This is a genomic window from Prosthecobacter sp. (assembly GCF_044226605.1).
Taxonomy (GTDB): Bacteria; Verrucomicrobiota; Verrucomicrobiia; order Verrucomicrobiales; family Verrucomicrobiaceae; genus Prosthecobacter.
This window is the reverse complement of the sequence record NZ_JBGAGS010000003.1, coordinates 355,096-380,580: the sequence shown is the minus strand read 5'-3', so window position 1 is coordinate 380,580 and position 25,485 is coordinate 355,096. Positions and strand designations below refer to the sequence as shown.

The 25,485-nt window shown below is 60.4% G+C and carries 14 protein-coding genes; 3 read left to right on the top strand and 11 right to left on the bottom strand.

Going from position 1 to position 25,485, the window contains the following annotated elements:
- Positions 1-959 precede the first annotated feature (959 nt).
- On the bottom strand, positions 960-1,736 hold the full coding sequence (locus ACILSO_RS05915) for a YdcF family protein (protein WP_395736450.1): 777 nt from the start codon (positions 1,734-1,736) through the stop codon (positions 960-962).
- Between the two features lie 272 nt (positions 1,737-2,008).
- Here ACILSO_RS05915 and ACILSO_RS05910 point away from each other — a divergent pair, with 272 nt between their 5' ends.
- From ACILSO_RS05910 to ACILSO_RS05900, 3 genes are all read left to right on the top strand, one after another.
- Positions 2,009-2,779: a hypothetical protein gene (locus tag ACILSO_RS05910; protein WP_395736449.1), complete on the top strand. Its 771-nt coding sequence runs from the start codon at positions 2,009-2,011 to the stop codon at positions 2,777-2,779.
- Between the two features lie 122 nt (positions 2,780-2,901).
- Positions 2,902-4,200: a nucleotide sugar dehydrogenase gene (locus ACILSO_RS05905; protein ID WP_395736448.1), complete on the top strand. Its 1,299-nt coding sequence runs from the start codon at positions 2,902-2,904 to the stop codon at positions 4,198-4,200.
- A 49-nt stretch (positions 4,201-4,249) separates the two neighbouring features.
- Entirely contained in the window at positions 4,250-4,879 is a 630-nt protein-coding gene (locus ACILSO_RS05900) for a hypothetical protein (RefSeq protein ID WP_395736447.1), read from the top strand.
- On the opposite strand, the gene ACILSO_RS05895 is transcribed toward ACILSO_RS05900, so the two are convergent.
- The 10 genes from ACILSO_RS05895 to ACILSO_RS05850 form a co-directional block, all read right to left on the bottom strand.
- Positions 4,880-7,417, bottom strand: a complete 2,538-nt coding sequence (locus tag ACILSO_RS05895) for a peptidase MA family metallohydrolase (protein WP_395736446.1) — start codon at positions 7,415-7,417, stop codon at positions 4,880-4,882.
- Between the two features lie 24 nt (positions 7,418-7,441).
- Positions 7,442-11,632 (bottom strand): cytochrome c biogenesis protein CcdA, encoded by a 4,191-nt coding sequence (locus tag ACILSO_RS05890; protein WP_395736445.1) that lies wholly within the window; start codon positions 11,630-11,632, stop codon positions 7,442-7,444.
- Complete coding sequence (locus ACILSO_RS05885) at positions 11,616-12,209, bottom strand: DUF4159 domain-containing protein (RefSeq protein ID WP_395736444.1); 594 nt, start codon at positions 12,207-12,209, stop codon at positions 11,616-11,618. Before ACILSO_RS05885 ends, ACILSO_RS05890 begins: the two co-directional genes overlap by 17 nt.
- 95 nt (positions 12,210-12,304) lie before the next feature.
- Positions 12,305-15,031: a hypothetical protein gene (locus ACILSO_RS05880; protein WP_395736443.1), complete on the bottom strand. Its 2,727-nt coding sequence runs from the start codon at positions 15,029-15,031 to the stop codon at positions 12,305-12,307.
- 19 nt (positions 15,032-15,050) lie between these two features.
- Entirely contained in the window at positions 15,051-17,249 is a 2,199-nt protein-coding gene (locus ACILSO_RS05875; protein ID WP_395736442.1) for a hypothetical protein, read from the bottom strand.
- The gene (locus ACILSO_RS05870; RefSeq protein WP_395736441.1) at positions 17,246-19,261 is read right to left on the bottom strand and encodes a BatA domain-containing protein; all 2,016 of its coding nucleotides are present in this window, start codon (positions 19,259-19,261) and stop codon (positions 17,246-17,248) included. Before ACILSO_RS05870 ends, ACILSO_RS05875 begins: the two co-directional genes overlap by 4 nt.
- Positions 19,258-20,145, bottom strand: coding sequence for a DUF58 domain-containing protein (locus ACILSO_RS05865; RefSeq protein WP_395736440.1), 888 nt, complete (start codon positions 20,143-20,145; stop codon positions 19,258-19,260). The genes ACILSO_RS05870 and ACILSO_RS05865 overlap by 4 nt, the downstream gene beginning before the upstream one ends.
- A gap of 12 nt (positions 20,146-20,157) precedes the next feature.
- A complete protein-coding gene (locus ACILSO_RS05860; RefSeq protein ID WP_395736439.1) occupies positions 20,158-21,141 on the bottom strand; it encodes an AAA family ATPase in 984 nt (327 codons plus the stop codon).
- 12 nt (positions 21,142-21,153) lie between these two features.
- Complete coding sequence (locus ACILSO_RS05855) at positions 21,154-24,021, bottom strand: hypothetical protein (protein WP_395736438.1); 2,868 nt, start codon at positions 24,019-24,021, stop codon at positions 21,154-21,156.
- A gap of 155 nt (positions 24,022-24,176) precedes the next feature.
- Positions 24,177-25,475, bottom strand: a complete 1,299-nt coding sequence (locus tag ACILSO_RS05850) for a DUF1501 domain-containing protein (RefSeq protein WP_395736437.1) — start codon at positions 25,473-25,475, stop codon at positions 24,177-24,179.
- Between the last annotated feature and the right edge of the window lie 10 nt (positions 25,476-25,485).

Here is a 25,485-nt window from a genome sequence, read left to right as displayed (position 1 = left end):
ATGTGCCAGCAGGAACTCGAAATCTCGCCGAGTTCTGAAGCTAAACAGATCTTTAGAAATGGAATCAAATAAGGGGAGGGACATACGACATATCAACCTGCCGTCTGGAAATATGAGGGAAAGTTTAGGTCTTAAAATAAAGCGGAACCTAGTCAAAACTTGCGCAATAGGGGTGCCAATTGCCATAAAAACGGCGGATTTCCTCCAAAATTTTTCACAAAATTCGACTCTCCCATGGTCATGGGAGGGACAAGGCTTGTGAAAAGTTCAGGATCATAAGTGAAAGAACAGCACAGGGCGCTTACCTGAAACCCTTTCAATCCTTTAGCAAAAAAAGGGGATAAGCCCCTCTTCCCTAGCGAAACAACTCCCCTTATTCAAGAGAAAAAGCTGTAATATCAGGTTACGTAGCGTATTCGCAAAAAATGGGAAATCTCAAGGATGTCGCACGAATCAATCCCTAAAATGCCACCTCGACCACGAAGGCATTGAACAACAATGAGTTCCTTTCGCAAGGTGGCTGGGAGGGATCGGCGCGGGAAATATGGACCGTTTGCGAAACGCCTGTGAATCGCCCCCCTTGTTCAATAACGCCTTTCACGGCCTTTTTCCTCCCTGAGGGGGGGGGGAAGGTGGGGAAAAAGCTGCTGAGATGGCCGGTGGAAACCACGGGAAGCTCGGCGCTCAGGTTCTGCATTGCGCCGTCTGCACTGATCACCTGTGGCGGTGAACCACTCACTTCCCATGTCTGCAGGGCGCTGCTGAAACTCGTAAATATAGGTCACCTCGACGTACAGGAACGTCGCTGCGCCGGCGGAAAACCGCCCTCATCTTCCCGCTCTGAATGTCCTGCATGATGCGGTTGGCCACATCGCTGCTGCCAGCCTTGGGATTGGTCACGAAGGCAAACTGCGCATCGTTATTGATGCTGTGACCATTCCAACTTTCCCCCCGTGTTTTCAGACCCAACCGCGAAAATAGTAAACCCATGAGCCGACGGTCTCATGCAGCCAAGCACCAAACACCTCCAGGCCGCGGGAACTGGGCAGGTGGAACCAGTGCTTCTCCCCCAGTTGGTTCAGGCTATTGAGGTAGTTGCAAGGCACAGGCACGGCATTGATGCCGACTTTTTTAAAGGTGGCGAGCGTGCGAGGCATGTGATTGGCGCTGGTGACTAGAAGCAGACGGGAAAACCCTCGCTCCTTGCTCAGGGAGGCCACTTTCACGGCTTCGTCATGGGTGTCCTTGCAGACTCCCATGCTGAGGAGTTCGGATTTAAGGGTGACATGAGAACGGAGGTAGTCGCTCACGGCATCTGCCTCGGAGTAAACCCGGCCCTCATGGGGGTAGCCCCCCCCTCCCAGGATCAGCAGCGGGGCCTTGCCCTCGGCCGTCAGGGTGAGCGCAGTGGTGAGCCTGTCGGCACCTGCCTGCAGTTTGAATCCTGCGGGCTCCACCAGTGATGGCTCGAAACCGCCGCCAAGGCAGACGATGGCCTCTGACTGGGGAAGTTCAGCCAGCCGGACTCTGGGGACTTGATCTTCGAGACCGGAAATAAGCCAGGATGCAAAGGGGGTGCAAGTGAGCAGGGTGAGGAGCAGCCAAGCCCCTCCCGGAAACCACAGATTCAGGGAACGCCGCCGAAAGATCATGCGCAGCAGCCACAATCCGATGACCAGCCAGACGATGGACAGGGGCTGAATGAGATGGAGCAGCGTCTTCAAAATCAATGTCATATCTAACGCTACAACGTTTCCAAGCATCTCCGCAAGCTTTGAGACGAGAAACCGCCATCTATAAGAAAAAAGATGCTTGGCAGGTGTGGTTTCCACATGACTCGCCAGACCGCCATGTGTGAGTTATGGTAGCACCTAGCACGCCGAATTTGAAGCCCCCATTCCTCCATACCATCACCTGCATGGCCGTTTTAGGACTGGCCTTCCTGCTGTTTTTCCTGCCGCTGCCGCACGGCTGGGCGGAAGGCTGGCGTGGGGAGCTGACCAACCGGTTGCATGCCCCCCTGATGGCGGTTTGCACGGCGACGGCAGCGCGACTGTTCGGCCAATACTTGAAACCAGCAACGAGCCTGGTGATGGCTGCGGCTGGGGCGATCGCCTTGGCGGCACTGGTCGAGTGGGTACAACCATGGTTTGGCCGCACGGCCAGCATGGATGATTTTCTGTGGGGCATGGGTGGCATTACGGCCGGCTGCGCCTGGCAGGGCGCAGGATTGATCCCATCGATGCCGTCTCGCATGGTAGCCTGGATCCTGGCGGCGATAAGCGCTGTGGGTCCGCCATTGATGTGGTGGACACAGGTGATGCTGGTCCAGGCAGAAGCGCGGCGTGTGTTTCCCGTCCTCGTCCTAGACACGCAACCACGCATGCATTTGCTTTGGAAGATTGCCCCCTCCCGCAGAGAAGTTCTGCAAAATGAAAATGCTCTGGTTCTTTCACGCAACGCCGATCATCCCGGCAGCATGCACCTGGACACCCTGGATCGAGACTGGACCGGATATGCTGGGCTGGAGATTTCCGGCACATTGCACGCTGAGTCCGCAGTGGAGGTGGGAGTGAGACTGGACGTGGGTGTGGATGGAGGCAAACGGATCCGTGCTGGAGGATGGATGAAGCCAGGACGCGGCGTTATCCAGATCTTCTGGCCAAAAGAAGCACCCACGCCCCAAGTCCACCAGTTGGTCGTATTCCTCGCCTTGAATCCTGCAGCTGCTGAATTGGAAATCCACCACCTGCGTTTGATCGAGACGAAGGAAAGGTAGCCGGAGAGGGCGAGCGCCCGCAATTCCGGCACAAAAAAAATCTCGGCTGCTGGTTTACAATCTGCGAGGTTCGCTCAATAAGCAGGATTCCACCTATTTCTTTTTATCGCAGTCCCATTCGCATGAACATTTCTGTCTTTGGCCTTGGTTACGTAGGCGCAGTCACCGCAGCCTGTCTGGCCCAGAAGGGACACCACATCATCGGTGTGGATTTACATCCATCCAAGGTGGCGGCTTTCAACGAGGGCATCTCACCGATTGTAGAGCCCGGGCTGGACGCGCTGCTGAAAGCAGGAAGCAGCAGCGGGCAAATCACCGCCACGCAAAATGCGGCTGATGCCGTGGCGAAGTCGGATGTAAGCATCATCTGCGTGGGCACCCCTTCCCTGCCTTCGGGCAGCCTGGACCTGAATTATGTGCTGTCGGTGGCCAGACAGATCGCCGGGGCGCTGACAGCATCGAAGAAGCAGCATGTGCTCATCTTTCGCAGCACCATGCTGCCGGGCAGCACGCGGCGGATTGTGGGTGAGGTGTTTGCGGAGCTGGTGCAGGCGGGAAGTTTACAGATCTTCTACTGCCCGGAATTTTTGCGGGAAGGCACGGCGGTGCGCGATTTCGACGAGCCTTCGCTGGCGGTGGTCGGAACGGAAGATGGAAGTTCGGTGCCGGAGGAGATCGCCGGACTGCTGGGAGGCAAGCCCGAACTGCTGCGCTGGGAAGGAGCGGAGATGATCAAGTATTCCTGCAACTACTTCCATGCGCTGAAAGTGGGCTTTGCCAATGAGATCGGCCGCCTGTGCAAGCAGCTGGGCGAGGACGGAAAACGGGTGATGCAGGTGGTGTGCGAGGACAAGAAGCTCAACATCTCCAGCTACTACATGCGTCCGGGCGCGCCCTTTGGCGGCTCCTGCCTGCCGAAGGATGTCTCCGCGCTGCATGCCTTTGTGCGCCACGAGGGCATGTCCCTGCCGCTGCTGGAAAACACGCTTGCCACCAACGCGGCGCATCAGCAGCTGTTTGTGCAGCTCATCGAGAGCAAGCAGAAGCGCCGCATCGGATTTCTCGGCCTAGCTTTCAAAGCGGACACTGACGACCTGCGCGGAAGCCCGCTGGTGGCGGCCGCCGAGACGCTGTATGGTCGCGGCCATTCGCTGAGCATCTTTGATCCTCAGATCAATCTGTCGCGGCTCATCGGCTCCAATGAGCAGCAGATCCAGCAGCGTATGCCGCACCTGGCGCAGCTGATGAAGTCCACGGCCAATGAGGTGCTGCAAAACAGCGACGTCATCGTGATCTCACAAAAATGCGCCACGCTAGAGGCGCTGCTGCCAGATGTGCGCCCAGATCACCACATCATCGACATGAACGGCTGGGACGAGCTGAAAGGCTTGCCCTGCCAGTACGATGGGATTTGCTGGTAGTGCGGTTGAATGTTGCGGCGCTCTGGTGCGTTGGTAGCATTCCTCAACCATGAACCGCCGCCTCATTCTCGCCCTTTCTGTCAGTGCCTTGTTCACCGCAGCATTGCCTGCTGCCGATGATTTGAAGAAGATCGCCGCCGAACTCGACGGCTACCGCTTTGAGTTTCCCTGCAAGGATCCGATGCCCGAGAATCCCAAGCCCGGCGCGGACGGGATCTCGGCGCGCATGACGAATGATCCCGCGACGAATGACAAGTTTACCGATGTGAAGAAATTCGGCGGCGAAGCCGGTAAACGCTACAAGGTAACGCTGCGTGTGCGCGGCGTGGTGGAGCCGATGATGTACAAGGACGGCCAGCAGGTGGGCGAGCGCTTTTACATCGGAGGTGCGCCGAACAACGCCACCTACAACATCTACAAGCTTTCCGTTTCGGCACCCGCCTCCCACTTCTTTTTCAATCGGGACGACAAGGTGGGGCATCGCATCTTCACCATCGACTATACTGCCACCATTGAGATCGAAGGCGGGGCCACGCTGACATTGCATGGCGACGGCCAGAACGGGCACATGATCACGAACTTCGCCAAGCTCGTCGTGCCTGAAATCGCACCAGCACCGCAGCCTTATAATGGGCAGTTCATCCAGCTCAATGTGCTGAGCGTGGAAGAGGTGAAGTGATCACTTCCATTCGCGAAGCATGGCCAGTCCCTCGCGATTTCGGGGTGCGAGGGCCAGGGAATCTAGCAGGTGCCTCTTGGCTTTCGCGGCGTCCGTGGTGCGCAGCATGCCGGCGAGCTTGAAATGGGTCTGCGCACCGCCGCTGGGATCGAGAATGAGCACGCGCTCGTAGGCGGCGATGGCTGCGGGGACTTCGTTCGTGGCAGCACAGGCGTCTGCCAAAGCCTTCTGCGGTGTGACTAGGAAAGGATTCAGGGCCATGGAGCGCAAAGCGTTTGCCTTCACTTCCGTCCAGCGTTTGGCTGGCATGTCGAGTTCGATCAGGCGCAGGAAGGCGCTCTGAGCGCTGGATGATTTCGCGGCGATCTGGCGCAGGACGGCGATCTCGTCATCCGTGCGCTTCAGCTGGCGAAGGGCCTGCACCTTCAAGGCGTAGCCGCTGTCGGCATCATAGCTTTCGGGCAGAAATTTGATCAGCGCCTCGGCGATGGGGAGCACCTCGTTCCACTTCTTGGCCTGGCTCAGAGTGTCCGCCTCTTTGCGCAGGGCCCAGAGATTGGACGGATGCTTTTTCAAAAACTCGGCGAATGAGCCTGCATCAAACGGATTCAACTCCTCGGACTTTGGCTCGTCCCACTCCGCTTTGCCACCAAAGGCTTTTGCTTTTGCGGTGATGTATTTGGCAAACTCCTTCTCCACTGACTCGATGTCGCCCGCGTTTGCCGAGATAGCATCATTGATGCGCTTTCCTGCGGCGAGATCCGTGAGGACACCCTGGAACTTTTCCTTGCCGAAAGTGGTGAGCAAAAACTCCACCGCCTGGCTCGACTCGTAGTAAGCGAACATCAGATGCTCCTGAGTCTTTGGCGCCATGAAGGCCCCGCTGAGACGAGACATGGGTGTGAGCGTTTCTTCATCGAGCACCATCTCGCGATGCTTTTCGTCCATCGCCATGCCCCAGGCGGGATCGCGCTGGCGCTCTTCATAAACACTGATGCCTTCGCTCAGCCAGCGCGGCATGCGATTATTCGTCACAGTAAGAGTGATCACGTGACAAAACTCGTGCCACAGGGTGCTCTCCCAGTTGTTGCGGCCATGGGCCAGGCTGCCGGGGCTGTTCATCGTCACCACGGTGCCGAAGCATACGCCGAGCATACCCTGACCACCGAGGGCGCCAAAGGTGCGGATAGCAAAGTCCTGCTGCGCGCCGAAGAACTCCACCAAGACGGGGCGTTTCAAGTCCGCACCATACTTCGTGCCCAGCACCGCTTTGCCATCGCGCAGCAGCGCCAGCGCACGCTCGCCGTAGATGGGCCAGTCACGCTTCGGCATTTTCAGGATGAAATCATCGAAGGTCTTCGTGACGTAGCCGTTCATCTCCTTTTCCAGCAACGCGAGATTGTGAGCCTGGATGTTGTAGCCGTCCTCCTTGCGGATGACTTCCACGAGCTTCCAAGCCTCCTCTTCCTCACCGAGGCGGAGCAGGTCATGGCAGAGCTGCATTTTGGCCGGCAGGTATTTCGGATCAAACTCCAGGGCTTTGCGCTGGTGGGCGGCACTCTCAGCAAAACGGTAGGCTCGGGACAGGCAGCGACCAATGGTGAGGTCCACCTCGGGATTGCGATCCCACCGCTTCAGGGCCTGCAGCCGCGCCTCATCCATTTTCTTCGCATCTGCCTGGAACAGGTAGGCAACCACAGCGCGCAAGGACCACGCCACTGGCTGCTCGGCATCCAACTCGATCACCTGCTGGATGGCGGCTTCTGCTTCGACGAATTTTTCACCACCGATGAGCAATTCAGCCCGCAGCAGGTGGGCAGCGGCGTGGTGGGGGTTAAGCTCCAGCGCTTTCTTCAAGCTGTCCGCCGCCTTTTCACGATCACTCGACTGAAAGGCGCGAGCGAGCCCCATGCGCAGATCGGCTGTTTCTCCATGCGCTTTCAGGCCGGCACGAAACACATCCGCTGCGCGCTGCGCGTCATCCTTCTGCAGAGCGAGATTTCCCTCCGCAAGGTAGGCCGCCTCCAGCTTGGCGTCCTTGCCTTGTGCGACTTTGAAGTATTGCGCGATCACCTTTTGCGCGTCCGCACCCAAGGCCACGGCGGCGCGACCAAGAGACACGGTCTCGATAGCGGTGCGGTCTTTGGAGGGCTTGGCCTTCGCGGCTTCATTGATGCCCTTCAGGGATTCGGCAGCTACATCCTCTTTGCCCAGCAGCCTCGCCAGATCATGGCGCAGCATGAGGATTTCAAAATTCCCCGGATACACCACCAGCGCCTTCCGCGTCTCGTCCAGCGCGGTCTCGATCTGCCCCATCTCGCGCAGGGCTTTGAAGCGCAGGATTCGCCAGTCAGGCGCCTTCAGCCCCTTCTCCACCGCCGCCTCGCCGATGCGGGCAACCAGTTCGTAATCCCCCTTTGCCAGCAGTTCGCCCACCGGCCCTAGGTTGCGCTCCTCGAAGATCTTTTCGAGATCAATCTGCTGGGCGTGCAGTGACGCGGCAATCAACAGGATGGCGGAGGCAATCGTTCGGATCATGATGACAGAGTGGAGGCGCAAATCTCACGCCATCAGCAAAACGATCCACAAGGCCAGAAATAGCAGAGCGGTCAAAAATCGTACCGTCACGGTGTGGCGCTTTTGGAATTCGATCAGGGCGTCGCTTGTCATGCCCAGCCAGGCGAGGATGAAGATGGCGATCAGGGGCAGGACGAAGGCTACGTTGTAGAGCAGTAGATAGGCGACAGCTCCAAGGCTGCCCTGTTTCATCATATAAATGATGGTGGGCAGATAGACCTGCCCGGTGCAGGCCAGCTCCAGCAGGCTGATGACGATGCCGCTGACAAAGGCGGCGATGACAAAGCGGGAGCTTTTGGTCTGAGTGCGGATTACGCCACGGATGCGTGTTTTCAGAAACTCGGGCAGTTGCAGAGTCGCGTCGCCAATCCTGCCGCGCCATGCCCGCAGGCCATCGCGGAAGCTCAGCCATGCCAGCACCAGCGCCACGAGAGCCAGGAGGCGGTTTAGCCAGATGCGCACCCAGGCGAAAGCGGTCAGTTTGGACACAAGCTGGCTTAGACCCAGCCCGACGGCGAAGTAAGCGATAAATACCGCCAGAATGAATGCGGCGCCCACCATGAGGATTTCGCGCGGACTGCGGCGTGCGATGCGCAGATAGCTCAAAAAGAAGATGATGGTGGCAAAGGCGCAGGGATTGATGCCATCCAGCAGACCCGCCAGAGCCACCCAGCCTATGCTGAAGCGATCGTAGCGCTGAGCGATTTCCTCGCCCGCCTTGCTTCGCTCGCTGTCTTCAACCCGATACCATGAATCATCCGGCGGCAGTTCCGTGGTCTTTTCAATGAGCCGCTGCAGGGCGTTGTAGGTGACCGCTGTTTTCACCAGCGCGCCTGCTTGCGTAAAAACGGCGGGCGTCACCTGATGGAGCTCAGGCGTGACCTTAAACCGCACGCACAGCGCTTCATTGCGCTCCGCGCCATCGCTGAGTTCCACATTGTGCTCTTCCAGCGCCAGCGGCTGGGCTTCGTGAATGGTGCGCAGCATGTCGCGGATGCGCTCGCAGTCCTTGCAACCGGGCTTGTAAAAGAACAGCACACGCACAGGTCCGGTCTGGCTGACGGGCGCTGCGACCGCGGCAACAGCTGGCACGGCATCTTTCACGGCCACGGTGGCAGCGGCACCGGTCTGCACCAAGGAGGCGAAGCTGGTGAGCGCCTTGCCCGACTTTTTCTGAGCCCCGGGGTTCATGAAGGCATTCATCGCCTTCCAGTCGTCTTCTCCGAACCACTGCCTTTCCACCTGGTCGAGCAGGAAGCCATACTGCGGCGAGAGCGAGCGATACGAGCTCTCCAAGAACGGTTCCAAATAACGCCTGCGCTCATTGTTATCAGACAGGCCGGCCACGGCCTCACGCAGCGCCAGAGGCTCCACGTTTTGCCCGTGACTGAGGAGAGTCAACATCGCCGGAAGCTTGACTTCCGGCTCGGGATCGTGCGAGAGCTTTGCCAGTTGCGGCGCAACCTCATCTGGTATGGCATAAACCTTTGAACGCTGCCTGTACGGCATGGTTTCCTCCTCAAAGTCGCGCTCGCCAAACCAAACGCGCCAGTTGTCATTGCTTCGATTGCTCTTTTGATAGGCGGCCGCCAGCACCTCGCGAACGAGGGGCGAACTGTCGCCTGCCAGCATCGCGGCTTTGGCGGCGAAATCATCACGATCCAGTTGCAGCAGCGCGCGCCATGCCGCACGGCGCTGCCACACGTTGGGCGCCGTCAGCGCTGCATCGACAAGCGGCTTGTTCTCCTGCTTTGAAATGGTGCCCAGCAGCACCAATGCCAGCGTTTTGGCATCGTCCCTGCCCTGCGGCTGGGACAGCATCTCGGTGCTCCACGCCTGCATGGCGGACCTCATCACAGGCTTTTCGGTCGCGTTTGCCAGCGTGTAATTATAGACGTCCACAGCCTTGAGGTTTCCGTCCGGCCTGCCAAGCTCTTCCAGCAGCATTTTGAGGCGATCTGAAGTGTCTGCCCGCAGCACCGCCTCAACGACATCGACGCGGACTTCGGGTGATTCATCCTGCAGCATCGTGCGCAGCAGGGCGGATCCAGACTTGTTCGAACTGAGGCGAAACGCGCCCAGAGATGATGCCAGACGCGCGCGCTGATGCGGCTCCAGCTTGGACAGCAGGCGCAGCAGTTCTTCGATCGCGCGCCGCTGGCCGCCACAGGCTAGCTGGAGGGCCGCATTGAACATCAGCTCGGGGTTGTCCTTGCTTCGCATCTCTTCCTGAAACAGATCGCGGAATTCCTTTTCCATCGGCCGCCATTCCCGATCCTGTGGCGAAGAAGCATTTGCGACCGCAGCCTTGGGTGAGCCCGGAGGCGCTGCGACGGGGACGCCAAACGCGGCATAGACCGCTTCCTGGGCGTGATTACGAGGAGGTGGCTCCCGCAGAACCTGGCTGAAGACATCGTTTTCCTCGACAGCAGGTGCAGACGCATCGGCATTCTCCGTTTCAGCATCGGCTTGGGAGTCCATGAAATTGAAGTTGCCCGGCCTGATGCTCTCAAGGATGGCGATCTTGCCGTCTGCATCGGCCTGCTTCAGGGCTTCGAAAACGCGCTTTTTGTCCTCGTCTTCAAGCATGAAACCTGCGAGCAGATGGACCGCGAGCGCACGCACGTCAGGATCCTTGTGGGTGGAAAGAGTGCGAATGATGCCGAGGGCCTGAGAGGCAGTGTCGTGGCCGCGGTCTCCTCCAAAGCTGCCGCCACTGGACTTGTGTGCTCGGGACAGGTCGATGTGTTCGCCATCATGACCTGCCTGCTGGCCAAATGCACGCAGTACGCCGAGCAAGGATTCGCCGGACTTGGATGGCAGGGCATCCACCAGTTCATCCGGAAGCAGGCGCCCCATGCGCACGATGGCATCTGTCGCAGGACCAAGCAGGGTGTCATCTGACAGCGCCATCTTGGTGATAAGCGGCACAGCGTTGCTGAGATTCATGTCCGCAGCCGCCTTCATGGAGGCGTAACGCACGAACTCATCTTTATCGCTGAAGCCAGCGATCACCGCATCTCCGGCACTGCTGATTTTCAGCTTTCCGACGTACTCCAGAGCTGCCACCCGCACACGCCAGCGTGGGTCGCTCAGGCAGGCCCTCACACCTTCCTTTCCCGCCTTAGACCGGCCGTCTGAAAGAGCGTTCAGAGACGCCACCAGCAGATCCTCGTTCTTTGAAGTCATGAAGCTCGCGATCAATGCCGCGCCGCGATCCGACTTGGTGCTAACACGCCGCAGCACGGCATGGATCACATTTTGATCTGTCTCCACTTTGAGCCGCTCCTGCACAAGATCATAGACCGCCTCTTCGCCAGCCACGATGAGCGCATCCATGGCGGCCTCGCGAATGAGCGCATCTTCATGGGGCAAAAACTCCGCCAACATTGGCACAGCTTTTTCGCGGCAGCGTGTCAGAGGCTGCATGGCGGCGAGCTTTTGATCCCGCGTGCCGAAGACGAGATCGCGGGCGATGCGCTGCGCGTCCTTGGGCAGATTATCCGCCATTACGAGGCGATACTGGGCCTGCTTCACCTTGGCGCGCACGCCATCGCTGAGCTGCGGCGTGTCATGCAGGTACTGTTCCAGAAACTTCACTGACTGCATGCCGGACTTGGCCATAGCCTCAAAGGCGCGCTCCTGCTTGCCGACGTCATTGCCCACGACATCCACCAGATAGACACGCATCCGGGCTTCATCAAAAGCGGGCACGGCCTGCGCTTCCGCAGGCGTCTTACCGGTGGCCCAGGCCTGCCACAGTTTCAGGGCCTCCTGGCTTTTGGGGTCCTCGGGTGCCCAGGGATCAAACAGCGAATCCTGATTGGTGCGCTCCTCCAAAATTTCCAGCGCGCCCATGCGTACGGCGAACATCGGATGCGTGAGCAGGCCCACTGTGATCTCGGATGGAAAAGGCTTCACCATGGACGCATAGCTGCGCAGGCTCACATGCAGCCCGCATGCCTCGCAGACGACCGCCCACTGCTCGGGCGTGGGTTTCAGACCATCCTCGCGCATGGCATCCAGCGTGGCGGCGGCGGCGCGCAGTTTGGGATTCAGCTCGCTGGGATCAATGTGCACCCGAGGCGGCCCGGCATCGAGCACAGGGCCGTTCTGGGCCTGCGCAAACAGGCCCGCCAGCAGCAGCCATGCGGCGATTTTAATGCAGCAGCGCATAAGCGACGATGTTCACATTCACCTCAAGTGAGTTGCCGATCTCGTTGCCACCGCAGCAGCAGCAGCCGCTGGTGTTGGCGGTGTTGTTCAGCCCCTGTCCGGAATAGACGACCACCAGCCGGCCATTGGACTCCACCCCTTCGAGCTTGGCTTCACCGGAAGATTTGGAGAGCTTCATCTTGTCCAACTGAAACACGGTGCGGAAGAGCGCATGCGTGCTGGCGATGCCTTTCATCGGCGTGTCCGCCATGACCTTTTTCATCTCGCGGCGGAAGGCGTTGTCCCAGTCCTTGTTGGAGCAGCCCGCGCTGGCCAGCAAGAAGCCGCCATTGGTGAGATACTTCTTCAAATTTTCGCGCTCCCTCTGACTCAGGGTGAAGTCCCCTTCCCCCGTCATGACCACAAACGGAAACGCGAAGAGATCATCCGTGCCCATCTTCACAAACTTGAAACGCCGCTCCGTGGCGATGCTGGTCTTCTGCTGCACCGTGCTGAGAAACTCATCGCTGAAACAGCGTGAGGTTTTGGTGCCTGCGTAAATGAGCATGCCGCATTGGATGGCACCTTCTTTGGCCATGAGGGGCTGAAGAAAAATGACGAATGCAGAATGCAGAATGACGAATGTCATCCACCAGTGCCTTTGCGTTTTCTTCCAAACATTGGTCATTGCATTCATGGTTTTGCCTCCTTGGAACTTGAAGTCTCCAGCACAGCTTCCTCGCCGTAGAATTTTCTCACGGCTTCGCGATAGCGCTCCGGCACATCGCGCAGCGAGATCTGGCGCTTGGCTTCGGTGCGGACGGTTGTGGAGGAGATGGTGTCGGCGTGCTGCGGGGTGACGACTGGCTTGCCCTGCCCGCTTCTGCCGCGTGAATTGTGATTGCCGCGCATGGAGCTGTCTCCGCCAAAGGCCATGCGGTCAGGGCCATAGACCGGTGCGTTCATCATGGGATCGCCCTCGGTGCTGAAACCGTCTCCGGAGTCTCCGTCTCCACCGCTGCTGCCCTGCCCTGGCTGTTTTCCCTTGGAACCGCGGCGTTTGCACATGCCTGCGAGCATCTGGGCCAGCGTGTCAGACATTCCTTCCTTCGTCATGAAATGGATGCCGCCGTTTTTGCAGCTTTTGCACAGCTTGTTGTCGCTGTTCATGAGCGTGTCCATGCCCACGAGGGCGAGCTGGGAATTGACGAAAGTGTTGGGTGTATTGTCCTTTTTGGCCTGCTGCATGGCGGTTTCCATGCTGCGCTGAATGCCTGCGTTTTCGGCGGCATTGGCGAAATCGAGCGCTTCCTTTTTCAGGTCGGCCTGATCGGCAGGCAGGGCCTCGGCGGCAGCGCGCAGTTCGGGCAGCCACTCTTTCCAGCGGTCCAGCACGGCCTGCTGCTGGCGGGCCAGCTTGTCGAGCCTGGCCGCATTGCGCATGTCCCCGAGCATGATCTGGCGCGCCAGTTCTTCGAGCTGTTTGGTGAGCTGCTGCTGCTGCGCATGCATGGCTTTGAACTCGGCGGCCATTTCCAGCACGCGGCCGATCTCCGCGAACTCCTGTCCCTTCTTCTTGATCTCATCGGTTCGTTTGGCCGCCTCTCCCAGTTCCTGCTTCATCTTTTCGATGTCTTCCTTCGAGGCGTTGGCGAGACGCTGCTGCATGTCCTGCATCGTCTGCGCGATTTTTTGCGCTTCTTCGGAGACCTGCTTTTCCGCATCGAAGGCCTGGAAATCTTTCGCCATCGCCTCAGCCAGCTTTTGTGCCTGCTCCATGGCTTTTTGCGCGGCAGCGCGGTCCTCTTTGGCAAGAGCTTCACGCACCTGCTCCACGGCCTCGTTCAAAGCGCTGAAGCGTGCTTGAAACTCCTGCAGTGAGGTCCGTGCGCGCATGACGTTGGCATAGTCCTCGGTGCTGATGATCTGAATGCGGCCCACGCTGGAGCTCGCGATGCCCATGAGGGAGGGATTGTGATCATGCGCTTCCGCGTGCAGTTCCAGCATCTGGCCCGGCTCCACGCCGAGGGTTTTCATCTGGAGCTTTTCGTCCACCGCAAAGGCCTGCTCCTCGGCATCCTCCGTCAGGCGGCGACCGCGGTCACGAAAGCCGGTGAGCTTGCGCACGAGATCGATCCGCGCCAGCCCGAGATCATCCTCCACTTCCACCTTGAGCGGCACTTCGCTCTCCGGCGTGGCGAGTGTGACACCGGCGGGCGACTCCATCGAGACGATGGGCGGATTGTCCGGCAGCATCTTCTGCTCCAGTTCCACGGGTGCCGCAGAACTCGCGCCAGTGATGTCCTTGAGGTCCAAGTGCACAAGGCAGGGCGACTTCACCTTCCAACGCAGCACCACCTCTTTGCCACCGCTGGCGCGGGCGACGACGGTCTCCGGCTTTTCGCGGGTGAGGCTGCGGGCAGGAGTCAGCGTGACCTCGCCACCGCTGAGCGGGCGGTTGCTCGTCACTCGTGCTTCGATCTCCGAGCCTGCCAGCGCCACCAGTTCCGAAGTGCCCAGCGCAAACTCACGCGCGGGTCGGCGGGAATAAGCTGGCGGAATGATCTTGAGCATCACGCTCTCCACGCGTGGCTGGCGCATGACGTCCACCGTGAGCCACGGACTGCGCGCACCGCCTGTGGCAAAGGCCACCTGCAGCGGCTGCGTGACTCTTTGCAGGCGCTGGCCAAAGCGTCCGCCGCCCATGGCAAACGCACCCGATTCAGACTGCGGTGCGGATTCATCCTCACGTGTCAGCAGCACCACGCCTTCCGGCACCGGTCCGCCGGTGATGCGTACTTCGAGCTCTGCATCCGAGCCATACACGACTTTCGGCTGCGAAGGCGTGACCTCGAACTTCAGTGGTGAATACGGCGGCACATCGGCATGCGGATGAAGCAGACGCGCGGCGATGGTTTTCACCGCGTCAAAGTTCATCACACACAGTCCCACGAAGAACAGAAGCACCGCGAAGCTGATCCAGACCGCTTTCCGAATGGAGCGCCAGGGCAGCGTGGCGGGAAACTTCAAGGCAGTGAGCTCCTTCCCGCCCTGCCAAAGGGCCTTTTCGATCAGGAAGGTGCGCAGAGGTGTGGGCTCCTCTTGCTGCTGGGAGACTTCAAGGGCTGTCGTGACGGGGCGGCGCTCAGACAGAGTTTCGTCGGCGTGCAGCGCGGCGGCTTGACGATTCAAACGGAACAGCGGCAGCAGCCAGCTCAGCGCCAGCAGCACGACGACGCTGCTCCAAGCCAGGAACACCACCGGGCGCACGGCATCGCTCAGCGGCGCGACGTAATCAAAGACACCCAGCAAGATCAGCAGCAGCCAGCCCATGGCCGCCGTCATCAGCAAGGCCACCAGCAGCAGGCCGCGCCGCCAGCGTGCGGCGAAGCGGGAAAGTGCAGAGTCAAAGGTGTTCATAGGATGAAGGAAATCAGATTTACAGCAGACCCAGACGACGGCGTGACCACCACTCCAATGCCAGAAGAAAAACGAGCGGCACCAGCAGCCATGACTGCGGCCACCATGGGTGCCAGGTGGCCTGCTCGCGCTCCTGCACCTGATCGGGCGGCGGTGCGAACAGATGCGTGACAAGTTCCGCGGCCTGGGCAGGTTTCCAAACTTTGCCACCCGTGGCGCTGGCGAGCTGCTGGAGGAAATCAGGATCGGCGGCGAGGGCTTCCTGCTCGGACGGCGGAGCGAGCACATTCAGCACGGCCTCGGGGCCAGGCTTGTCTCCATTGAAAGCCTGCACGCGATAGGTGCCGGGAAGTTCGGGCTGGATCAAGGCGCTCCAGGAGCGGCGGCCATCGGCATCGCTCTCCGCTTCGCTGGCGTTGATGTCGGGAAGCTGACCGCCATCATGATACACGCGAATTTTTGGCTGCGGCACGTCCTTGCCACCGCGCCAGCCGATGCTGGCACGCACGCCGCGCCCGAGCTTGGCGTTCGATTCACTGAGCCGCAGAGACAGCTCCTGACCGGGCAGGAATTCGGCGTAGCTGGCGGTCCATTGCAGCAGCTGGGTCCAGAACTCTTCATACATGTTGCCCAGCTTGCGGGCCTGCGGATCGAAGTCCCACTTCCACAGGCCGTCGGCATTCAAGGCCACGACCACACCACGGCCGAAGTGCTTGGCGGCAAGCAGTGGCACGCGCTCCTCGCGGCCCACGGCGGGCTTGACGCCCATGGCCATCACTTGCGTGAACGGCTTGAGTTTGGCAATCGTCACGACATCACTCAGCGGCGGAAGCTGACGCCAGAGCGGATCCTGAGCCTCGGGCAGCGCCTGTCCAAACAGACCGGCAGCTTCGCCGACACTGCCGGGTTCAAAGCGGAACTCGCCATCCATGGCAGCGCCCCATTCAAGCGGCTCCAGCACCTCAAATTCAGAGAGCCTTTCCGCATACGATTTGCCACGCGCGAGCAGCAGCGCACCGCCGCGATCTCGCACAAAGCTCTTCAACGCCTCGATGCGCTTCGCATCGAGAAATCCTTCCGCGCCCTTGCCCAGAACGATGAGATCGATCTTGGCAAAATCGTCTGCGGTTTCGGGAAAGGTGGACTCACCGCTGACCACCGGCTCGGAAGTGCCGGCATCCACGCGGAAGTAGCGCTCATCATTTAGGCGGTAGATCGCGCGCACGTCCATGAAGCCCTGCTCACGCAGCAGCTGCGCGAGGAATTTGCTGTCCCAATACGGTGCTCCTTCGGCGATGAAAACGCGGGTGCGGCTGGTGAGCTCCTGCACACGCACGCGGTCCTCGTTGTTGCGGGTGATGTCCTCTCCCTGCTGCGTGGCAACGACGACGCGGTAGTCGCCACCGGCGAGTTTTGGCACTTCGATGCTGAGGGTCTTTCTGCCGCCGCTGTCGAGTTCGACATCCCTTTCCGCCTGCGTCTTGCCTGCGGCATCCACGATCTGAACGCGGGGCTTGATGAGGCCGAGGCCGCGATTTTCCAAACTCACACCGATGGCCACGGGCTTGCCGGGCAGTGCCATGACCAGACGACGAGTGGCATGCAGGATGAGATCGCGCCCGCCCCACTCGCCGCCGAGCGGCACGACGTGCAATGGCACGTGCGAGGCGCGGGCACGCAGGATGAGTTCCGCCGCGGCGTCCTCACGTGTCTGGTGGCCATCGCTGATGATGGTGATACTGGCGAGCTTGCGGCCAAGCCCGGAAGCACCGCTGAAAAGCGCATTGCCGCTGTGCACGATAGCGCTCGCCTGCCCGTCCGCTTTCAGACCGGCCTTGAGGGCATCTCCTTCGAGTGCATCGCTGAAGGCAAAGGCTTTGACCTGCTCCCCTCCGGCTTTGGCAATCACCTGCGTCAGGGCCAGTCCGCCGGTCCAGCGTGTGGCATCGCCCACGTCGCGCACGTCCATCGAGGCGCTGCGGTCCAGCAGCACGGCATGCAGCTTTTCCTCCTTGTGCTCCGGCAGCTTCCACTCCCCGGGGTTGAGCAGCAGCAAAGCGAGTGCGATGAAGACAAGGCCGCGCAGCAGCATGAGGCCCCAGCGTGTGGCGGCAGGCAGGGTGAGGCCCGCGCGCCACGCCAGCCACAAACCAGCCAGTGGCAGCACCACCAGGACGATCCAGGGCCAGGGTTCAGGAATGGCGGGTGCGAAGGTCATGCGGCGGATGGGGTGCGAATGGCACTGCGGGCCACGAGGCTTTCGAGAATGAGCGCGCAGAGTGCGACTCCCACGCACCATGGCCAAAGCGGCAGGCCATCGCGCTGAGCAGCCAGCGCGGCTGCGGCGCTGAGCGTGAGAGACTTGCCAATGCCGAGTGATGCGGGATCAAGCGTGCGCAGATCGCTCTCCGCGTCGGCGGGGAAATTCACGCTGGCGCGTTCAATGGGCTGGCCGTCGAGCAGCCACTTGTAGTTGCCGGGCGGCAGCGCCTCATTAGCACGAAACACGGCGGGAGACTGCGCGGCATCATTGGCATAGGTGTGCTCCGCGCCGCCATCATCCTGCAGGCGCACCTGATCCGCGGCAACGGGCTGCTGCGGCTGCCAGAAGATGTTCTGCGGTGGTATAAACTGACGCAAGGCCCCATGCCCTCCGGCTTCGCCATGATGCAGCAGCAGCTCGCCCAGCAGCACAAGAAAGGCAGGCTGCTGCACGCGATCACTCACGGCTTCATCAAGCTCGATGTTCCAGAGGATGATCCAGCCTTTGCCCACGCGCTGGGCAGCCAGTGCCGGGACGCCATCGGTGTAGCGAAGCTGAGTCTGCTCAGGGCTGACCTTGAGATTGATGCGCTTCCACACGCTGCCGCCGGCGGGATCGCCATACTCGCCGCTGCGAAATACCTGCCACAAAGGCTGATCATCCTGCACCGTCTGCATGGTCCAGGGTTTGTCCTTGTCCCGATTCAACTGCTCGGTGCGCAGCGCTGCCTCTTTGGCACCAGCATTCCAGAGAGCCATCCAAGCGCTGCCGTTCCAGTCTTCGCCCGGCTGGCAGATCACCACGGCGCCGCGTTCGGCGGCGGCACGCAGTTCTGTCGCACGATCCGGCGCGGCATGAATGGCCAGGCGCACTTCGGGATCTGGCGCAGTGCTTTTTAAATCAAGCCAGCCAAGGGAACCCAGCGCACGCTGCCAGAGCACGAGCGAAGCATCCTGCGGCGGGCCTTCGATGGCCACGCGCCAGTTCTCACGAATTTCCACGGTGGCAAAACGGCGGTCATCTGCCGGGAAGGCATCCTCCGGCAATGACGCGGAGATGCTCTGCAGTCCAGCGGCCCCGCAAGGCACACGAAACTCGGCCACGCCCTCGCCCCAGGCGGGCAGTGTCACGGCGCGTGTCTGCCGCACCTCGGCAAAGGCAAGTTGCACGGTCGTTTTAGATTCCGCTGCGCTGAAGTTGCGCACACGGCAGAGGATGCGCGCCTCGGTGCCGCTGACAGGGCGCTCGGGCTGCACGACGAGGCTGGTGAGCGCTGCATTGGCGGCATCGGTGGTCGCAACGGGAATGGTGAGGAGCTTCACGTTTGGCGGGATGCTCAGCGAAGCCTGCTTCCAGGCTGCGCTCTGGAAATCGCTTAGCACATACAGTTCCTTCGCGCCTTCGCCTCGGCCCAGCTGCTCCATGGCGATGCGCATGGCTTCATTCACCTCTCCGGGTTCCAGGGTGACCTGTGCACGACGCAGGGACTCGCGCAGCGCATTCACATTGACTGCGGGATCGGGAAACTCTGCGTCAGGCGCGGCATCCATCCAGACCACATTGGCCAGTGTTTGAGAGCCTGCTCCTTTGAGCACATCCTCGGCCTGGGCGGTGGCACGCACAAAGCGTGACTGGCCCTGCTCGACGAAGCCCATGGAGGCGGAGCGGTCCACCACGAGGACGATGGTTTTGCGCGCATTGGCCGCCGTAAGCTGCGCTCCGGTGAAGAGCAGCGGTTGCAGGAAAGCACCGATGACAGCCGCGACGATGAGCGTGCGCAGGAGCAGCAGCAGCCAGTCCTTGGGCTTGCGGAGATTCGTGGTCTTGCGCTCCACCTGACGCAGCCATTGCAGCGAGGGGAATGGAAACTCACGGGGCTTCGCCTTGGCAAACAAATGCGCCAGCACCGGCACGGCAATCAGGGCCGTGCAGGCGAGCAGCGCAGGGTTGAGCAGGGAGAAGTTCATCCGTGATTTTGCGTGAGGCGGTCCAGCAGCGCGAAGTAGCTCTCATCCGTGCGCGCGAGCATCCAGTCCACACGACGGCTGACGGCGAGCGTGCGCAGCGTCTGAATGCGCTGGCGCACGGCTTCGCGGTAACTTTCGCGCACCTGCTGGCTGTGAATGGTGAGTTTCTCGCCGGTTTCGAGATCGGTGAAGCGCGCGAGGCCGACCTCGCCGATGTCGAGTTCCATCGGCGTGAGCACTTGAAAGAGGTGAATGCGGAAGCCGCGATGGATGTAGGGATTGAGCGCTTTGAAAACAGCGGCGGGGTCTTCGTAGAAATCGCTGAGGATGACGAGCGTGCCGCGGCGGTTCAGCACGGGCAGCGAGCGCTCAAGAGCGGCCGCGAGAGAAGTCTTATTACCGGGCTTGTTGTTCTCCAGCGCATTAAGGCACTGATGCAAATGCGTGCGTGTGCTTCCCAACGGGAACGACGCACGGATGCGGTCATCAAAGAGATGCAGACTGACCTTGTCCGTCTGCCGCACGACGAGCCAGGCCAGACAGGCGGCGAAGAAGGAGGCGTGATCGAGCTTGGTGACACCATCCGCCAGCGGGAAACCCATGCTGGCGCTGCTGTCCACGAACAGGTGCATCTCCATGTTCGTCTCCTGCTCGAAGGTTTTCAGAAACACGCGGTCGGTGCGCGCAAAAACACGCCAGTCCACCAGCCTCGGATCATCGCCCGGACTGTAGCCGCGATACTCATGGAACTCGATGGACGATCCGCGCTGGTGCGAGCGATGCCGTCCGCTGAGCCAGCCCTCGACCATGAGCCGCGCCGAAAGCTCGTAGTTCTTGAGCTTGCGTACGTCCTCGGGCTTGAGGTGCTTGAAGGTGCTGGCCACGGCGGTGTGAGATCAGAGTTTGCCAAGCAGATGGGTGATGATCTGCTCGACGGTGATGTTGTCTCCTGTGGCGTTGTAGTTTGGCAGAATGCGATGACGCAGCACGGGAGCGGCCACGGCTTTGACTTCCTCAATGGAGGCAGCGGCCTGACCACGGAGCAGCGCGAGAGCACGGGCGGCACGCACGAGCGACTGCGAGGCACGTGGGCCTGCGCCCCAGGCGACGTAGTTTTTGATGTAGTCATCCGCCAGTTCGCCGCCAGGACGTGAACGATGGGTGAGCTGCAGGATGGCCTGCGTGACGTGGTCCGGCACGGGCACTTCCACCACCGCCTCCTGAAGCGCCATCAAGCTCGCGGAATCCAGCACTGCCTCGACGGCTGCCGAGGCTTTGCCGGTGGTGCGGGCCAGCACTTCGGCCTCTTCCGCCATCGTGGGATAGTCAAGACGGATCTCGAAGAAGAAGCGGTCGAGCTGAGCTTCCGGCAGCGGGTAGGTGCCTTCATGCTCGATGGGATTCTGCGTGGCGAAGACAAGGAAGGGCTCTTCAAGCGAGCGAGTTTTTCCGGCCACCGTCACCTGCTTCTCCTGCATGGCTTCGAGCAAGGCGGCCTGGGTCTTTGGCGGCGTGCGGTTGATTTCATCGGCGAGGATGAGATTGGCAAAGATGGGGCCGGGAACGAAATTGAAGCTGCGACCGCCGCCTGCCGTCTCCTGCAGCACTTCGCTGCCCAGAATGTCCGTGGGCATCAGGTCAGGTGTGAACTGAATGCGTTGAAATTTGAGGCCGAGGATTTTTCCCAGCGTCGAGACCAGCAGCGTCTTCGCCAGCCCCGGCACACCGACGAGCAGGCAATGGCCGCGGCAGAGCAAGGCGGTGAGCATCTGTTCGACGACGGCATTCTGGCCGACGATGACGCGTCCGGTTTCCTCGCGAATGCGAGCGACTTGCTGGAGAACGTGCTCCCAGGAGGGTTGTGGAAGAGGTGGAGGCATAGGGTGAGGTGGTTAGTCTTCTTTCTTGACGAGTTCGGCCGTGGGAGCGCTGATAATGACAAACGACAGTGGAAGCGCCCGGGTCTCAGCAGCGGCGTTGCTCAGAGTCCCCCAGGCGTCTTTTTCGTTCTCGCGGAGACTTCGGATTTCTTCAGCGGCATCTTCGTCATCACCGGTGGCTTTGGGAGTTTCCTTGGAGGGTTCAGCCATGGGAGCATCCAGCCAGTGCCAATTCGCATTCATCCGCTGCTGCTGAAAGTAGGCCATGGAGAGGCGCTTGCCGAGTTTCGGCAGTTTCTCGCCAAAGTTTGAGGCGATGTTCTGCAAGTTCTGCAGCTCCCATTTGTTCGTGCTCTTTTTGGAGTCACTGACTTGCAGCTTGAGGCCGAGGATCGGAACACTGCGTTGCAGCTGCACGGTGACCGGCCCGCCGGTTTGGGCGGAGATTTGTCTGGCGAGCTCCAGCATGGTCTCCTTGGTAAAGGTTTTGCCACGAAACGCCTGCCAGGGCGCGGCATCGGCCAGGTCTTTGACCTTCACCTCGTTGATGGTCGCGATGTAGGTCTTGAGGCTATCGGAGATTTCGGCGTCACGCTGCAGCGCTTGATTGAGGGCAAGCAGCTTGTCCACCGAGATCGTTTCGAGTTCCTTGCCAATCTCAGCCACGGTTTTCCTGCCCAGTTCATCGAGAAGCTTTTTGCGCTCGTCCGAACTGATGGCGGCGGCGCTCGGCAAAGGTTTCACTTCCTGGCCTGAGAGCAATGCACTGGCGCGCTCCTTGAGAAGTCTGGCTCCGTAGTCTCCCAAAGAAGAAAGGTCGTACAAGTCTCGAGACTCTTTCTTCCCAGTCACCATTCTCTCCAGGCTGGCCACAAGTTGGACGAGCATGCGATACGAGTCGTCCTCGGCCTCCTTGGCATTTAGAAGCCTCTGCCAGTGCGGGCGGGTACGCTCCAGCAAGGCCTGACGTTCCTGCGGCTTGCGACTGTTGTTCTCGTCTCCGTTTTCATCATTGATCGCCATGCTCAGAACGTGTTCGGCGAGCTGAGGCGATTTGAAATCTGGCAGCAGGGGCAGCAGCATGTCCAGCCGTTCCGTCACGGGCAGTTTGATCAGCAGAACAGGAAAGCTCGCATAGATCTCGCGTGTTTCCTGCTGATCCTCGTCTTCTGCCTTTGAATCGTAAGCGGCCAGCATCGTCAGCATCTCCTTCAGATCCGGTTTTTTCTGCTCTCCTTTGGCAGCCTTTTCGAGCCGCTTCAGACCGGACTCCATCTGCTTGCGCTGCTTTTCCTGATCGGTGGCGCGGAAGCCGTTGATTTCAGCTTCCAGCTTCAGCCGCACCTTGGCGATGAACGCCGGAGCTTTTTCCGGCCCGAGCTTTCGGACGAAGGTCACCAAGTTGCCCGTGTCATAGATGTTTGCGCTTTCGAGCATTCCGTTTTCAAGGCGGGCAAGCTTTTTGGGATCGGTAATCGTCAGCGCCTGGGCGAGGATTTCCTCGTCCTCCTCGCCCGCCTCAATGTAAGCGAGTGCGATCTCACCCGGCGTGGCATCCTTGAAACCGGCATACCACGCGAGAACATCCGGCGCCACATCCGCCACGTTTTCCGAGCCGCCGGACCGAAGATCCTGGGGCAGCACCTGCTGCAGGAGATCCCAGGCAAGCTGGGAACGGGTTGGGGGAGTTTGCAGCCTGCCGTAGGCTTCGCGAAGCAACTCGACGGCATCTGCATGGCCTCCAAAATGGACACGGCCACCCAGACCGAATGACTGGCCCTGGAACGCATTCAGCCCCACAAACGTCAGGGTTTCATCCCCCAGGATGGCCGCGAGCAATGGCACGGCGGCGATCCCGTAGTTGCGCGGGAAGGCGGCCTGACTGCCTTTGTCCTCCTGAGCATCCGGACCATCTTCCCCCGAAGGCAGGGGCAGAGTCCAACGGGATTGATCGGAGCTCTTGCCAGCATCGAGTTCCTGCAGCCATGCGATCAGGACGGCTTGCTCCTTTTCCGAGAGCGGACGCGACGCTTTGATGGGCGGCATGGCAGGGAGCTTGGCACGCTCGTCGACTTTGTGAATGAACACACGCACCGCATCGCGCTGCTCCCAGCCGAGAGGAAACCGATTCACCACTGCCGTCAGCGCCGCACTTAGCTTGGCCCAGTCATGATGTTTGGCGAAGGCGCTCATCGCCTCCTGATAGGCGGACTGCGCCTGCCGATCAAAGAACCCGTCGAGCAGCTGCTTGCGGAGCTTTTCTTCGGCATTGCCGAATGCCGCGCGGGCGAGAGCGAGGGACTCCGCCTCATGGCCGGTGCGCACCAGCAGCGCGGACCAATACAACGCGGTCTGCCGATGCTGGAGCAACTGGCCGGCCTCCTGGTTCATGCGTCCACGGCCACTGAAAGGGTCTGAGGAGGAGACTGCCTGATTGACGCCGGGTTTCTTGGTTTCCTTGGTCAGCCACTCTATCGCCGCGGCCACATCCTTGGAGACATCCGCATCCTTCCAGGTGGCGGCATATTCGCCCCGGCGAGCTCCCTTCAGTGCTTTTCCAGACTCTGCCTTGGCGGTGAAAAGAGTGCCCGAATTCAAGACGACGAGCCGTGCTTCCACCCCCGGCTTCTCATCGAAGAGGAATGCGTTGCCCTCGGTGCGAAAGACATCTTCCTCCCGGGTGAAAATACCGAAGCGCTGCCCCTGGCTTTCAACCTGCACCCAGCGGGCGTTTTTCGGCACCTCCTTTCCCAAGAGTGCTTCGAGCTTTGCAACTCCATCGCGAAGCTGTGCGTCCGTGAGGTCAGCGCCCATAGTCGGCACGGCGAATGCCAGACAGGCAAGAATCTCAAGGTGAAGCAGCACTTTCCCGATTCGCATGATTTTCGGGCATCATGCGCAATAGAGAAAATTTTGTCGATCAAAAGCTCTGTGAAATCTGCTTGAGACTCAGACTTCACCAACCTCCCGACCAGCGCCGGATGAATCCGGTGCAAGCGTGAGGAGAGCCAGTTGCGGCGCAACTGGGCAACTTTTTAGCCGAACAGACTCGTGATCGGCTGGCCTTTGTCCGTGACGGTGAAGGGACGCTTCGTGCCGGAGTAGAGGACGAGATCGAGAGGGAGGCCGAGGGCGTAGGCGATGGTCGCGTTGAAGTCGGGGACGCCGACTTTGTTTTCGGTGACTTCGATGCCTTTGTCCGTCTTGCCGTAGATCTGACCACCGGCGATGCCGCCGCCCCAGAGGACGGAGCTGAAGGCTTTCGGGTAGTGGTCGCGGCCGTCGTTCTGATTGATCTTCGGCGTGCGGCCGAATTCGGAGGTAAGCACGACGAGGGTGTCATCGAGAAGGCCGCGGCGTTCGAGGTCGGTGAGCAGCGTGCCGAGGGCCTTGTCGAGGTCTCCGCAGCGTTCTGGCAGACGGGCACCAATATCCTGATGCATGTCCCAGCCGCCGAGGTTCACCTCCACGAAGCGCACGCCATGCTCGACCAGACGGCGGGCAAGGAGGCAGCCCTGCGCGAAGTTTCCGCTGCCGTATTCGGCATGCGTTTCCTGCGATTCCTTGCTGAGGTCGAAGGCATCGAGGTCTTCGCTCTTCATGACCTTGATGGCGTCCTTATAGACGTCCGCGTAGGCTTTGACGTTTTTGTAGTTGTAGGCCTGCTGGAAGCCCTGATCGAGACGGGCGGAGAGACCGAGGCGGTAGTCGAAGTCGCTTTCGCTGAGGGCAGCGGGACGGTGGCTGTTTTGCAGGCCACGTGCGGGATCGTTCAGCACGAGGGGCTGGCAGGCGGCCTCGAAGAAACCGCCGCCGGGGTGCTTGCTGTCGCTGGTGATGATGACGGAGCCGGGCAGGTCCACATTGCCCTTGCCTTGGAACTTCTGCATCCAGGCACCGAGCGTGGGGTGCCGTGTGGCGCCACGCATGGTGTAGCTGGTGTGCTGGAAGTAGTTCCCCTGCGCATGCGCGCCCTGGGTGGAGGAGAGCGAATTGATGATGGCACCGCGGTGCATCATCTTCGCGGTGTGCGGCAGAAGTTCGCCGATCTGCACGCCATCGGCGCTGGTGGCGATGGTCTTGGTGCCGCCCATGGTATCCGCGCCGGGGACGCAGCCAAAGGTGTCCAGGTGCGTCATGCCGCCGGACATGTACAGATAGATCACGCGCTTGGCGGTGGCGGCTTGCTTCGCCTTGCTGGAGCCTTCAAAGGGCGCTGCAAAACCGCGCGGCGCGAGAGCGCTCATCACGGACACGCCGAGGCAGGTCTTGGCGACGTTTTTGGCGAAGTCACGACGGGTTACATCGTCACAGGAATGGAGGAGAGTTTTCATGAGGATGGGG